Consider the following 13,221-nt stretch of genomic DNA (forward strand, 5'->3'; position numbering starts at 1 on the left):
GGGGGAAGATACCATGTATAAATTCATGGTCTTTGTCGCAGTTTTGTACTTCTTGTTTTGGGATTTTTCTGGTTTATTCTCATTCTCCGTTTCCTCCTTCCCGTTCATTCTTACTCCTTTTTTCTTCCCCATCCTCTCTTTGTCCCTCTCTCCTCCCTCAGCGGATCGGCATTAAATTCCGTACACTGCTAGTTGCCGAACTTCCCTCGAACCTCGAACCTTTAACCTCTTCCTTCTGCCCCCGAACCTCAACATCTATCCCTTACCAGAAATCATTGGTTGAAAGCCTCTCCGTTTTAGGGATAAATTAAAATCAGACGATTCATTACTCCAATCCTCGGACTTCCAGGTAGAAGTTGCCCTCAAGCGGTCAACTGTCAACTGTCAACTGTCAACTGTCAACTGAATGAAATCCGTTATACAATCCGTTGCCGAACTTCCTTCTTCCTGCTTTTTTGCTGAGTGATAAAAATCACACCAATAAACCAGATAATCGACATAATAAAGATATAATTAATTATCCCAAGCCCAGCTAGGTCAGATGCAAAGCCAGTTAGGAGAAGAGCGCAGCAACAGCAAATTATTAGAACCGTCCCCGCTCGGGCTGGCATTGTGCCGGACGGACGGGACTTTTCTTGACGTAAATCCAGCTTTTGCGAATATTATTGGTCGGACAGTTGTAGAAACTCTCAACCTCAACTACTGGGAAATTGTGCAAACACAGTGTACTGCCAGAGACAAGTATCTAGAAATTCCAACCAAAAATAGGTGCGCGGGCACGTGTGCAGCAGCATACAAACATAAAAACAACCATCTCGTACCCGTGCGAGTGTCGGAGCGGGCAATTGAAACAGACGGAGAGTGGGCGATTTGGTTGAGTGCTGAACAAGTTGTTAATTGGGAGCCTGAAAATAGCGAGCTGCTGGAATCAGCGCCGTCGCACTGCAATTGTCATCTAGAAAAATTGCTGGAAAACCAGAATACTGAGTTGGCAAAAACTCACGAACTACTCCAAGAAAAAATCGCCGAACTCGAACTTGCAAAATCGCAACTGCAACTCCAAAATCAGATTTTAGAGCAAATTCGCGAAGCCGTAATTTGCACGGATGCTGGCGGCTCAATCACCAGTTGGAATAAACAGGCTCAAAGACTCTACGGATATGAGAATAGTGAAGTAATCGGTCAAAATATTGCTCTACTTTATCTGCAAGAACAGCGAGAATTACTATCTATATTAGTGGCTCAACAGCTAGAAGAAACAGGCGAGTCGGATCTAGAGATTACCATGCAGCGCAAGTCTGGAGAAAATTTTTACTCGCACTTGTCACTTTCTCTGTTAAAAGACGTTCGTGGCGAAATTATTGGAAGTGTCGGCTGCATCAGAGACATTAGCGATCGCAAAAAAATAGAACAAGAATTAGCACAGAGACAAGCACTATTTGATTCCTTTTTGCAGGAGGCACCCGCAGGATTTTGCATTTTTGATTCCCAACTTCGGTACGTGCAAATTAATCAATTTCTAGCCGAAATAAATAGCCTGAGTCCTGCTGAACACATTGGCAAGACTTTACGCGAAATATTGCCGGAAATCGCTCCAATGGTAGAGCCTTTATACGAACAAATATTGAGAACCAAGCAACCTCTAATTAACATGGAAATGAGCGCTGAGAATCCCAGAAATCCGGGGATTATGCGACACATGACAGCTTCTTATTTTCCTCTACTCGACAAAGACGGTGAGGCGATCGGCATGGGTGCACTGGTTATTGACATTAGCGATCGCAAACAAGCAGAAGCAGCCCTCCAAAAAAGCGAACAGCTCTACCGCACTATGGCAAGCAACATTCCCAACAGTGCGGTGATGCTGTTCGATCGCGAAATGCGCTTTACCCTGGTAGAAGGCACAGAATTAGCAGGAGTGGGGCTTTCTAAAGAGTTAATGGAAGGCAAGACAATCTGGGAAGTATTCCAGCCGGATTTTTGCGCTGCTGTCGAGCCAAATTATCTGGCGGCCCTGGCTGGAGAAACAGTTGTTACAGAATTTACTTACGGCGATCGCATTTACCTCGCTTATACTTTGCCAGTCAGAAACGAACGGCAAGAAATCACCGGCGGATTGCTAATGACTCAAAACATTACGGCTCGCCAATTAGCAGAAGAAGCCCTCAGAGAAAGCGAAGAAAAATATCGCTGCATTGTCGAAACAGCCGATGAAGGCATTTGGATGATCGATGCGGAGGGTAAAACTACTTTTGTTAACCAAAAAATGGCTGATATGCTAGGCTGCACCGCAGAGGATGCGATCGGGCAGTCACTATTTGCTTTCATGGATGCAGAAGGCATCGCGATCGCCCAAGCCAATCTCAACCGCCGCAGTCAAGGAATTCGCGAACAGCACGATTTTAAGTTCCTGCGCCGAGACGGGAGCGAGTTGTGGGCGATGCTTTCTACTAATCCATTGCCAGACAAAGAAGGGCGCTATATCGGCGCTTTGGCAATGGTTGCCGACATTACCGATCGCAAGCAAACAGAAGCCGCATTACAGCAGTCAGAAGCCAAATTTCGATTACTTTACGAATCAACCAGCTTGGCTGTTTTAATGTTAGATGAAAACGGTATCCGCAATGTCAACAACGCCACCATAGAACTATTTGGAGCCACTAGCCAAGGGCAGTTTGTCGGCAAGAATCCAGGCGAATTGTCGCCTCCTTTCCAACCCAACGGCAGAGACTCTTTGAGCATGGCGAATGAGATGATGGCGATCGCCTTTGAATGTGGTAATCACCGTTTTGATTGGGTTCACCAGCGTTTAGACGGTACGAATTTTCCCGCAGAAGTCGTGCTGACAGTCATCGAAGTTGGAAATGAAAGCGTTATTCAAGCAGTCGTCCAAGATTTAACCGATCGCTTCCTTGCAGAAGAAACATTAGTGCGATCGGAACAAGCCCTCAGACAGCAAGCTCAGAGAGAACAACTACTCAATCAAATAGCCAACCAAATTCGCATTTCTTTAGATTTAGACACAATTTTAGCAACCGCCGTTCAAGAAATTCACAATCTCATGCAGCCAGATTGGTGCATCTTCACTTGGTACCGTCCCAACAGCAATCCTCCGGTTTGGAATATAGTCTGCGAAGCCAAAAATGTAGCTTTGCCAAGTTTCCTAGGTACTTATGTTGTAGAGGACACATCTAGTGCAGGAGTAGAACAAATTTTGCGCCGAGAAATTCTGCAAGTTGATGATGTTAGCACTTTTGACAATGTAGAATTGCGCCAAGCTTTCCAGGCAATAGAAGTTAACTCAGTGCTGTCGCTACCAATTCACACTGCTTCCGGCGATATTGGGGCGATTACGTGCTATCAGGCTTTGTATGTGCGACATTGGAGCGACTCAGAAGTCGAACTGATGCAAGCGGTGATTGCTCAAATTGCGATCGCGATCGACCACGCAAAATTGTACACCCAAACCCGCACAACCGCTCGATTAGCTCAAGCTCAAACTCAACAGCTAGAACAAACTTTACACCAACTTCAACGCACCCAAACTCAATTAATTCAAAGTGAAAAAATGTCTAGTTTGGGACAATTAGTAGCAGGTGTCGCCCACGAAATCAACAACCCAGTTAACTTTATCTACGGTAATCTCAGCTACGTCAGCGAATACACTCAAAACTTGCTAAAAATGCTGCAATTTTACCAGCGTGAATACCCCCAGCCTAGTGCAGCAATTTTAAATGCCAGAGAATCCTTGGAAATTGATTATATTTTTGAAGATTTACCAAAAATTGTCACATCTATGAAAGTCGGAGCCGATCGCATCCGCGACATAGTTTTGAGCCTGCGGACTTTCTCAAGATTGGACGAAGCCGAAATGAAGCAAGTTGACATTCACGAAGGCATAGAAAGCACGCTGATGATTTTGCAAAATCGCCTAAAGAATAAAGCCGATCGCCCGCAAATTAATATTATTAAAGAATACGGTAACTTGCCTTTAGTTGAATGTTATCCCGGCCAGTTAAATCAAGTATTTATGAATTTGTTGAGCAATGCGATCGACGCATTGGAAATGGAGACAAATAAACCAGAATGCAAGGAAGGGAAGGATTTAGCAATTAGAATTCGCACCGAAGTAACCGACAATAACTGCGTAATGATGCGGATAGCTGACACAGGCCCCGGGATGAGCGAAAACGTGAAACGGCGCTTGTTTGACCCATTTTTCACCACAAAACCCATCGGCAAAGGCACAGGCTTAGGATTGGCGATTTCGCACTCTATTGTCGTAGAAAAACACGGAGGCGAGCTGACCTGCAATTCTGTATTGGGAGAAGGTTCCGAATTTGCGATCGAGATTCCGCTGCGGCAAAAAAGAAATTAGTTATTGGTTATTGGTTATTGGTTATTGGTTATTGGTTATTCGTAGGGTGCGTCAGTTAGGGATTCAAATAGCACAGAAAATGGGAGCATCTCAGTTTTGCAAGAAGCATTTTTTCTTGTAGTGCGAGCGTCCCCGCTCGCGTGCTTGTAAGCACGCGAGCGGGGACAGCACTGTAAATACAAAACTGAGATGCTCCCCAGAAAATCCTGTAAGCTGACGCACCTTTCAACAAACTATGGTGCGTCAGCCACTAGCTTCTCAACATCACCAAATATCGCGCATACTGACGCACCCTACGACACTACGACAAACTACCCTTTACCACCAGACGCACACCGCCAGCGGGCGCCATTGTCAAACCGCGGCGTACTGGCAAAATCGGACGATTTTCTGCAAGTTCCAAAGAATATCGCGACAGCACTTTCGCCAAAACTAACTTCATTTCAAACATCGCAAATGCCGCGCCAATACAGCGACGGTTCCCTCCCCCAAACGGCAAATATTCGTAAGGTGAAAATTGCCTTTCTAGAAAACGTTCTGGTTTAAAACGATTTGGTTCGGGGTAAAGATCCTCTCGGTGATGAACCAAATAAATGCAGGTAGAAAGCATCACTCCTTGAGGAATATCATAACCCATTAACTGCATCGGAGCTTGCGGAACGCGCGGAAATGCAAAAAATACGATCGGATAAATTCGCAGCGTTTCCGAACAGACAGCATTCAAATACGGCAGTTTAGCAATTTCCATCCCATCGCAATTGTCAACATCAATAGAAGAGAGTTCTTGCAGCAGTTTTTCGCGAACTTCCGGGAGATAGTGAATCCAATACAAAGCCCAGGCTAAAGCTGTAGCTGTAGTTTCGTGTCCCGCGAATAACATTGTCATTAATTCATCGCGCAATTCAACATCGCTCATCGGCTCTCCGGCTTCGTCGCGGGCTGAAACCAACAAGCTGAGGATGTCTTCGCCCAAGGGTTGAGATTGAGTTTTGCGATCGCGAATTTCTTGATAAAGCAGTTCATCCAAACGCTGTCTCTGCCGCAAAAACCGTCCCCAAGGACTCCAAGCCCCCAAGTCTTTTTGCAGTGACTTTACCAGCAAAAAGGTAGCATTTAATGGATTACTAAACACGCTGAACATATCAACCATTAATTGGTGAATTTGTTGGTAGCGTTCTCCTTCGCTCAGCCCAAAAACTGCGTGCAAAATCACATCCAAAGAAATGTTTTGCATGGTTGCTTGGGCGACGAAAGTATTACCAGGAGTCCAAGTATTAATTGCTTTTTCGGTGATGTCGCGGATGATTTCTCCGTAAGCTTTCATACGTTCACCGTGCAAAGGTGGCATTAAAAGCTTGCGCTGCTGCAAATGTTGATCGCCATCTAACAACAATAAGGAATTGGGGCCTACTAAAGGTAACGTTACTTGGTTTCCCGTACCAGATTCAAAGAATTTACTATCCGCTGTGAAAATTTCTTGAATTGCTTGAGGATTGCTAATAACTACCTGGGGCGGAAAGTTGCTGAATTGGGTGGTGAAAATGTCGCCGTATGTCTTATAATTTTTCTCTAAATAATAGAGGGGATTTAAAATCCCCCGGACTGTCTGAACAAATCTCCCCTGTTTAGGGCCGTCTAGCAATTTGTTGCTAGTGTTATTTTGAGATTGAGAATTTTCTGTGAGGATAGTCATTGGTTTTTATCCTGCTTTTGTTGTTTCAGATGACTGAAAGCATTATTACTATTTCCAAGCGATCGCGAATCTCTATTCTAGCTTGTTGACGCCGAGAGATTTTACGTAAACCCGATCGCACCTTGCTGTTTCCACACCCGTTGTCGGTAGATATCCGCTAGTTTCGTACATTTTAACAGCTTCTTTGAGAACGCTAGCAGTTTCGATCCAGATTTCATCAAAGCCGCGAGCCATTATTTTACTTTCCAATTCTTGCAGTAAAAATTTCCCCAAACCTTGTCCCCTTGCTGCTGGCAAAATATACATTTTGCGAATTTCCACAGCATTCTTCCCGCGCTCGATGGGATAGTAAGCCGCCGTACCGACTATTTGATCGTGCTTTTCAACTACCCAAAATTCCCCGCCCTTCTTCTGATAGTGTAGTTCTACATCATAGACATCTCGATCTGCGCCATGAACTTCGCATTGTAAACCGTACTCTACCAAAACATTCTGAATTAAATGGAATGCCTCAGCCCGATCGCGCGTTTCCCACGAACGAATTAAAAAATCCCGATGTTGGGTTCTCATTAGTTGTTACTAATTATACTTATTTTTGGACTTTGGCAACTGTAATTTTACTGATAATTAGTGTTTTACAGTCTGGAAATGCACCCAACTTTTAACTATGAATTCTCGGTTCAGGATAAAGAGTTGCCAGCAACTCGCTCTCTATCAATGATAATTGCTCCAGCCGCTCAATAACAAGAGCGCGATCGAAATAAGTTGTTGCCAAAATCCAATATACCCCGTAATGGCGCGCTTCCGAAGCCATCAAACTGCGGTAAAACTTAGCTAATTCTGCGTCGGGACAGTGTTCGCCTAGCAGCCCCAACCGCTCGTGACTCCGCGCTTCAATCAAACCAGAAACCAACAAAGAATCCAAAAGTCTCTCCGGTTCCTGCTTGCGAATTTGGGCGGACAAACCCCCACCGTAGGGAGGCGCAGCCAAAGGGCCCAAAGCGATCCCGCGCTCTTCTAAGCGCTGGTTGACTTGCTCGAAATGCTCCAATTCTTCGCGGGCGATGGCGGTTAACATCCGCACCAATTTTTCCCGCGCTGGGTAGCGAAACATTAAATTTAACGCTACTCCGGCCGCTTTCCGCTCGCAATGAGAATGATCTAATAAGATTGTATCCAAATGGGCGATCGCCTGTTCGATCCAAGCTGGCGAAGTCGGCTGTTTCAAAAACTTAATTGTTGGCAGTGTTGAACTCATATTATTTGACATTTTAGATGTGAGATTTTAGATCATTTCCGTTTAATTCGTCCTGGTATTCGATCGAGTTCTGTAGGGGCGGGTTCGCCGAAATATTAGATAAGTATCGACAAATTATATAAACCCGCCCCGCCCCTACGCCCGACGATGTAACCGGATTTGATTTGATATGATATCATGTCCGGTCGATCGTAATATCCGGTCGGGGCGGGTTTATTGGATTTAGGATTTGTGTTGAATATCAGGGTGAACCAGCCCCTACAACAATCACGATCTATTGACCAGATTTGATACAATCTAGTTTATTTTTGCCTCGGTAAGGATAGGCAACCGAGGACAATCTACTGTGCCGTTTTCCTACTTTTGGGAATTGACTTTGCCTAACTTTTCAAACACCGCATACATATCACCAGCAAACTTTTTCGGATTCCACAACGGCGACAAATTGGCTGCGTCTTTAGATTTCATCAACTGTGCTTGAATTGCCTTTCTTAATTCACCATCTTTACCCAATTTTACACCCATATCCACATATTCAGCCCAAGACCAAGCCACACCAGTTTCAATTCCCAAAGCCTGCAAAAACGAATAACCCATTCTCGACAAAAACTGTTCTCCGGTGCGAGTCACCACCGGCAAATTAAACCACAAAGCCTCTAAAGTGTGAGTACCTCCATTATAAGGATAAGAATCTAACAAAACATCGGCCAGCAAATAGACAATTCTGTGTTCTTCCTCCGTAGCAAACCTGGGCAAAAACTTAATTCTGTGCCGGCTAACTCCCTCAGCTTCACAAGCTTGATGGTACGCACCTTCAAATACGGCAGCATCGCCCAAAGCTTTGTGAATTAAAATACTGTTCGGCACTTGTTTGAGAATCGCAATTTGTGCTTTTACTAAGTCGGAATTGAATTTTCTGCCGGGAGTGACGCACAAGTAAACTATTTGATCTAAACCGATGCGATTCGACTTTCTCAACGCCACCGGATCGACTCCATACCTCTGAAAACCTGACACTGCGACAAAGGAATCCGGCATTCTAATTAGCTGCTCGTCATAATATTTTTCCCTACCTGCTGGGTGCGAATGCCAGTCGGTAAGAAAGTAATTTTCTGAGGATATGTAAGGGGCGTCAAATCCGAGCCAAGAGACACAAACTGGTGCGGGTTTTTGGTGAAGAATTTCAGCGTGAATTGGGACGCTGAGAGAATCTAAATCGACTAAAATATCCAATTCATCTTGCTGAATTTGGTTGATAATTTCTGCGGAATTGGCAAGTCCGTTTGGGTAAGTTTTGGGGAAAGTGAGTTTGCCCAAACTATCAAATTGCTGAGTGCGATCGTCAGGAGTAATTCTTTCGGAAGCGTACAGATATAAATTGGGTGTGAACTCGGACAATTCGCGAATGATGTCAGCGCTGCACCAACCTACAGAATGACGGCTGAAGTGATTGGACAAAAACCCAATTTTTAATTTGCTGGCTGGGGATTGTGGTTTGAAACTGTAATTTGCGGGTTGAGAAAAATTAGGTTTGATACATTTTTCGATATACTTTTGGGCAATTAATCTGTAAAGTTTAGAGTTGGCTGCTAAGTCATCTCGCACGTAGGGCGTGCTGAATAAGAAGTTTGCATAAAGCGATTTAATTTCTACCGAGCTAGCCGTTTCTAAGTTTTGTTGCAAGTACGACTCTAACTCTAAAAATCGATCGCGCGCAATTTGATTCAATCCCGAGACTTGATAGGTGCTGACGTAGTAAATCGCCGTCATAATTGGATCGGTTTCGGCGCACATTTGGCTGTATTTGTGTACGGCTTGCCGCGCGGCTGCTAAATCGCTAGTATCTCGGAGGATGCCGCACAAATGTTGGTGGGCGGCAATAAAATCTGGTTTGATTTCTAGGGCTTTTTGCAGGTTGGGTATGGCTTCTTTTGTTTTGCCCTGGTGGCGCAAAATTATGCCAATTTGACAGTAGGCTTCGGGTAAATCGGGTTTAAATGCGATCGCCTGTTGCCATGCAGCCACAGCCTCGTCTAACTTCCCTTGCCGCGCTAATTTATCGCCTAAATTTATGTGAAAATCTACCTGAGCTAGATGGGGATTGAGTTCTAGGGCTTTTTGCTCGTAGGCTACGGCTGCATCCGACTGCCCTTGCTGCTTCAGTGCGCCTGCCAAATTCCAGTAAGCAGCAGCCAAAGTTGGTTTAAGTTCGATCGCCTTTTGGTAATTAACGATCGCCTCCACGAAATGCCCTTGTTTGTAGAGCATACTCCCCAAATTAGCATAAGCCTCAGCAAAATCGGGATTCAGGGCGATCGCCTCCGAATAAAACCGCATTGCTTCCTGAATCTGGCCGCTTGCTTGCTGCACATTGCCCATTGTCACGTAAGCCGCCGCCCAATTCGGTTGCAATTCCAGAGCTCGGCGACAAGCAGCCACGGCGGCTGCTAAATTGCCTTCAGAGTAATAAGTTTCTGCAACGACAGTCAGCGATGCAGCATCTTCTAATTGGGGTGTTTCGGATTGGTTGCGAAAATCGGAATTCATTTGGCGCCCTATCTGTGCTATCAAGTTAAAGGTTGAATTTAGATTATTTTGCAGAGTAGCAGTTTTATCGGAACTACGGGCGATCGTCACAGATAATTTATGAGCGAGAAGCAAGCGACACAGCGCCAACATCACATCAAGTGGAAACCAAACCTCCTGCTGGGGATACTCTTGTTAGCCTTAGCAATCCCCTTACCCTTTGCCCAAAAGACTCTCGCGCAAAAGCAGACAGCCGACTTTCGGCAGCGACTATTTCAAACAGCCCTTTATTTCACCCTATATTTTGAGGGCGGATTCAGCAATCACCCCGCAGATAAGGGCGGCAGAACCTATCGGGGCATCCTGCAAACGGAATACAACTCCTACCGCTACAGTCGCGGGCTGCCACCCCTCGACGTGACGCAGATGTCGGAAGCAGAGCTCATGGAAATTTATAAATATTACTGGGATTCGAGCCTGTCGGGTACGATGCAGCCTGCTTTGGCGATCGTCATGTTTGACACTGCTGTTAATTTTGGTATTAACAATTCTATTACATTTTTGCAGCAAGCTTTAGGATTGCCGCAAACTGGTGTTTTTGATGCGCGCACGAGGGATGCACTAAAATCTGCTAATAACAAAAATACGGCGCTGCAAATGATTAACGAACGGATTATTTACCGCTACAAACGAGTGCAAGAAGATCCGAGTCAAATGGCTTTTTTCCGGGGTTGGCTGAGTCGCGATTACAGTTTGTGGGGCTACGTAAACAAGATTAAGTAGTTGGGAATTGGGAATTGGGAATTGGGAATTGGGCATTGGGCATTGGGCATTGGGGAGCATCTCAGTTTTGCATTTACAGTGCTGTCCCCGCTCGCGTATTGTACAATACGCGAGCGAGGACAGCACTACAATAAAAAAAATGCTTTTTACAAAACTGAGATGCTCCCGGGCATTGGGCATTAATAGCCGTTTCTCCCTCTCTTCAATTCTCCAATTCTCCCCTTTTTCCCTCTTCCTTCTTCCTTCTTCCTTCCTTCTTCCTTCTTCCTTCTTATTCCTTCTTAAGATTATCTCTCTCTTATCCTCTGCGCTCTCTGCGCCCTCTGCGGTAAAATCATCCAGAAAAAATCGTAGTTGCGAGATTCCCCACTCCTTGCAAAAGTAGGGAATCTAAAAAAATGAATCTACAGCAACACGAAATCCGATGCAGTAACCAAACTATTGAACCCAGTCACCGTTGCCAACACTTGATTATCTGCCGCTGATAAAATCGTTACCGCTGGCGCCGATTAAAGTAACGCTACGATCGGTACCGAGTCGATCGCACTTTGCTGTAGTTATAGAAGGAAGACAGCCCTTCGGCTTCGCTCTGGGTAAAAAGCTAACTAAGGATTTTTTTTAATTGGGTACAGTCAAAATTGCAACGTGCTAATTTGGGAATATATTCTCTATTTAAAACTTGTACTTGATACAATAATCGCAACTATGAATCATGTCAATTCATAAAAGTCATAACTTAAAGTCATAAAAGTCATATTTATAAAAATATATTTCAATCAGTAGACAAAGCTATCAAAGTTAAGTCAAATCATGTATAACAGAAACTTAAGCATAGAAAAATGCGTGACTCCCGTACAAATCACTTAAAATATGAAGCCTATGACGGTAGAAGAAGCAATAACTTTTTTGGACAACCTGGTATACCAACAAACAGAAAAAAACCTGAGTCGGTTGCAGCAGTCGATAATTAAAGGCGTTTTAACTGGTTTGACGTATCAAGAAATTCAGCAAAACGATCCGATCGCCCGCGGGTACACAGTGGGATACCTGGGGCGATATGTCGGCTACAAATTGTGGAAAGACCTCACCAAGGTATTGAAGCAAGCAGAAATTATTCGACCAGAAGAAAGAGTAGTCGGAGCAAATCTTTGGGACTGTATCATGAGATCTCTAGAAAAAGGCACAAAACCTGTTAAATCTGTCGATCCGATCTTGCAAAGGCTGCTGCGGATGCGTTACCGAATCCGAGAACACTTAGTCAGCACCGAGTACAGCGATACATATCTCGCTGAAGATGAAAATTTGCCCGATCGACCTTTGTGTCTCGTCAAGCGCCTGAAAAGCCAGTCAGAGAAAACCAGCAAGCTATTCGATCTAGAAACGCGAGTGTTATATCGCTTAGGCCAACACGATCGCATACCAGAATTGTTAGCTCGATTTGAAGAAGATGGATATTTTTATTTAGTCTATCAATTCATCGAAGGACAACCACTGTATCAAGAACTCATCGAAGGTCAACCCTGGAAAGAACATCAAGTTATTGCTTTGTTGAAAGATATCTTAGAAGTGCTAGTCTTCGTTCACAAAGAAAATGTAATTCACCGCGATTTGCACCCTCAAAACTTAATCAAGCGCTCACCAGATAACAAGATTGTATTAATTGACTTTGGGGCCGTCAAAGAAATTAATACCTCCCAAAATAGCAACGGTCAAACCAAATCGCGCGGCGGCGGCACTCATCAAGAATACATTCCTCCCGAACAAGCCATCGGCGCACCGAAATTTTGCAGCGACATTTATGCTGTTGGGATCATCGGGATTCAAGCCTTGACAGGGATGCGCCCGAAACAACTCAAAGTCGATAATTTAGGCAATCTTATTTGGCAGAAAAATGCAACCGTGACGCCGGAGCTTGCTAGCATTTTAGACCAGATGGTGCTGTACTCTTTCCCCCAGCGTTACCAGTCAGCAACCGAAGCTTTGGAAGCAGTTCAAAATTTGGTCTGTAGTCATTAGTCATTAGTTATTGGTTATTGGTTATTGGTTATTGGTTGTTAGTTATTAGTTATTGGTTATTGGTTATTAGTTATTGGTTATTTCGTGCTAATAACCAGTAACTAATAACCAGTAATATCGTTAATTACTTACTAACAACACACAACCGTTAACTAATTACTAGCAACAGTCAACAGTCAGCAGTCAGCAGTCAACAGTCAACAGTCATTAATGAAAGAAGGAAACCCAACACCGTTGAGGTCAGATTTGATACCAAATCCGGCTTGAATATCCCCCTCTTGAGTCTGCGAAAGCGGACGAAAGTTTGTGTAGGATTGGTTTCAAGCGCACAGTTTTATCTTTTGTGAGGTTAGCGGAGCCAACTGATAGCAGAACACGAACCACAGCGACAGCAGCCGGTTGACAATCCGACTGCTATTTTTGTTGTGAGCGCCCTGCGGAGTCGATCGCACAATCCTTTACCATTACCCCTCGAATGAGTGAGTAAAAACACTCTGCCCGGAAGATGAATCGGGCGATCGCACTTTTTACCACCTCGCAGGAACAAGGAATAAGTAACAAACAATA

At 44.5% G+C, this 13,221-nt stretch carries 8 protein-coding genes; 4 read left to right on the forward strand and 4 right to left on the reverse strand.

All coding sequences use genetic code 11. The features are described 5' to 3' along the window. The first annotated feature begins 541 nt into the window (after window positions 1-541). Window positions 542-4,378, forward strand: a complete 3,837-nt coding sequence (locus JGK16_RS02385) for a PAS domain S-box protein (protein ID WP_293189444.1) — start codon at window positions 542-544, stop codon at window positions 4,376-4,378. Between the two features lie 301 nt (window positions 4,379-4,679). Here JGK16_RS02385 and JGK16_RS02390 read toward each other — a convergent pair whose 3' ends face one another. The 4 genes from JGK16_RS02390 to JGK16_RS02405 all read right to left on the reverse strand — a co-directional run bounded on the left by JGK16_RS02390 (window position 4,680) and on the right by JGK16_RS02405 (window position 9,876). Continuing rightward, entirely contained in the window at window positions 4,680-6,071 is a 1,392-nt protein-coding gene (locus JGK16_RS02390; protein ID WP_293189442.1) for a cytochrome P450, read from the reverse strand. Between the two features lie 72 nt (window positions 6,072-6,143). Beyond that, window positions 6,144-6,641: a GNAT family N-acetyltransferase gene (locus JGK16_RS02395; RefSeq protein WP_293189440.1), complete on the reverse strand. Its 498-nt coding sequence runs from the start codon at window positions 6,639-6,641 to the stop codon at window positions 6,144-6,146. 91 nt (window positions 6,642-6,732) lie between these two features. Beyond that, a complete protein-coding gene (gene miaE / locus JGK16_RS02400; protein ID WP_293175298.1) occupies window positions 6,733-7,329 on the reverse strand; it encodes a tRNA isopentenyl-2-thiomethyl-A-37 hydroxylase MiaE in 597 nt (198 codons plus the stop codon). A 357-nt stretch (window positions 7,330-7,686) separates the two neighbouring features. After that, window positions 7,687-9,876 (reverse strand): tetratricopeptide repeat protein, encoded by a 2,190-nt coding sequence (locus tag JGK16_RS02405; protein ID WP_293189438.1) that lies wholly within the window; start codon window positions 9,874-9,876, stop codon window positions 7,687-7,689. Between the two features lie 99 nt (window positions 9,877-9,975). Between JGK16_RS02405 and JGK16_RS02410 the strand changes: the two genes are divergently transcribed. The 3 genes from JGK16_RS02410 (at window position 9,976) to JGK16_RS02420 (ending at window position 12,654) form a co-directional block, all read left to right on the forward strand. Beyond that, window positions 9,976-10,638: a glycosyl hydrolase 108 family protein gene (locus JGK16_RS02410; RefSeq protein WP_293175294.1), complete on the forward strand. Its 663-nt coding sequence runs from the start codon at window positions 9,976-9,978 to the stop codon at window positions 10,636-10,638. Between the two features lie 457 nt (window positions 10,639-11,095). Beyond that, the gene (locus JGK16_RS02415; RefSeq protein ID WP_293175292.1) at window positions 11,096-11,260 is read left to right on the forward strand and encodes a hypothetical protein; all 165 of its coding nucleotides are present in this window, start codon (window positions 11,096-11,098) and stop codon (window positions 11,258-11,260) included. Window positions 11,261-11,508: 248 nt separating this feature from the next. After that, entirely contained in the window at window positions 11,509-12,654 is a 1,146-nt protein-coding gene (locus JGK16_RS02420) for a serine/threonine-protein kinase (RefSeq protein WP_293175290.1), read from the forward strand. The last annotated feature ends 567 nt before the right edge of the window (window positions 12,655-13,221 follow it).

This window comes from Microcoleus sp. PH2017_09_SFU_O_A, from assembly GCF_020738625.1.
Taxonomy (GTDB): Bacteria; Cyanobacteriota; Cyanobacteriia; order Cyanobacteriales; family Microcoleaceae; genus Microcoleus.

What these genes read in the sequence shown, in the direction of transcription:
- JGK16_RS02385 (WP_293189444.1), top strand. Translation starts at nt 542, where the DNA reads ATGCAAAGCCAGTTAGGAGAAGAGCGCAGCAACAGCAAATTATTAGAA.
- JGK16_RS02390 (WP_293189442.1), bottom strand. Translation starts at nt 6,071, where the DNA reads ATGACTATCCTCACAGAAAATTCTCAATCTCAAAATAACACTAGCAAC.
- JGK16_RS02395 (WP_293189440.1), bottom strand. Translation starts at nt 6,641, where the DNA reads ATGAGAACCCAACATCGGGATTTTTTAATTCGTTCGTGGGAAACGCGC.
- miaE (WP_293175298.1), bottom strand. Translation starts at nt 7,329, where the DNA reads ATGAGTTCAACACTGCCAACAATTAAGTTTTTGAAACAGCCGACTTCG.
- JGK16_RS02405 (WP_293189438.1), bottom strand. Translation starts at nt 9,876, where the DNA reads ATGAATTCCGATTTTCGCAACCAATCCGAAACACCCCAATTAGAAGAT.
- JGK16_RS02410 (WP_293175294.1), top strand. Translation starts at nt 9,976, where the DNA reads ATGAGCGAGAAGCAAGCGACACAGCGCCAACATCACATCAAGTGGAAA.
- JGK16_RS02420 (WP_293175290.1), top strand. Translation starts at nt 11,509, where the DNA reads ATGAAGCCTATGACGGTAGAAGAAGCAATAACTTTTTTGGACAACCTG.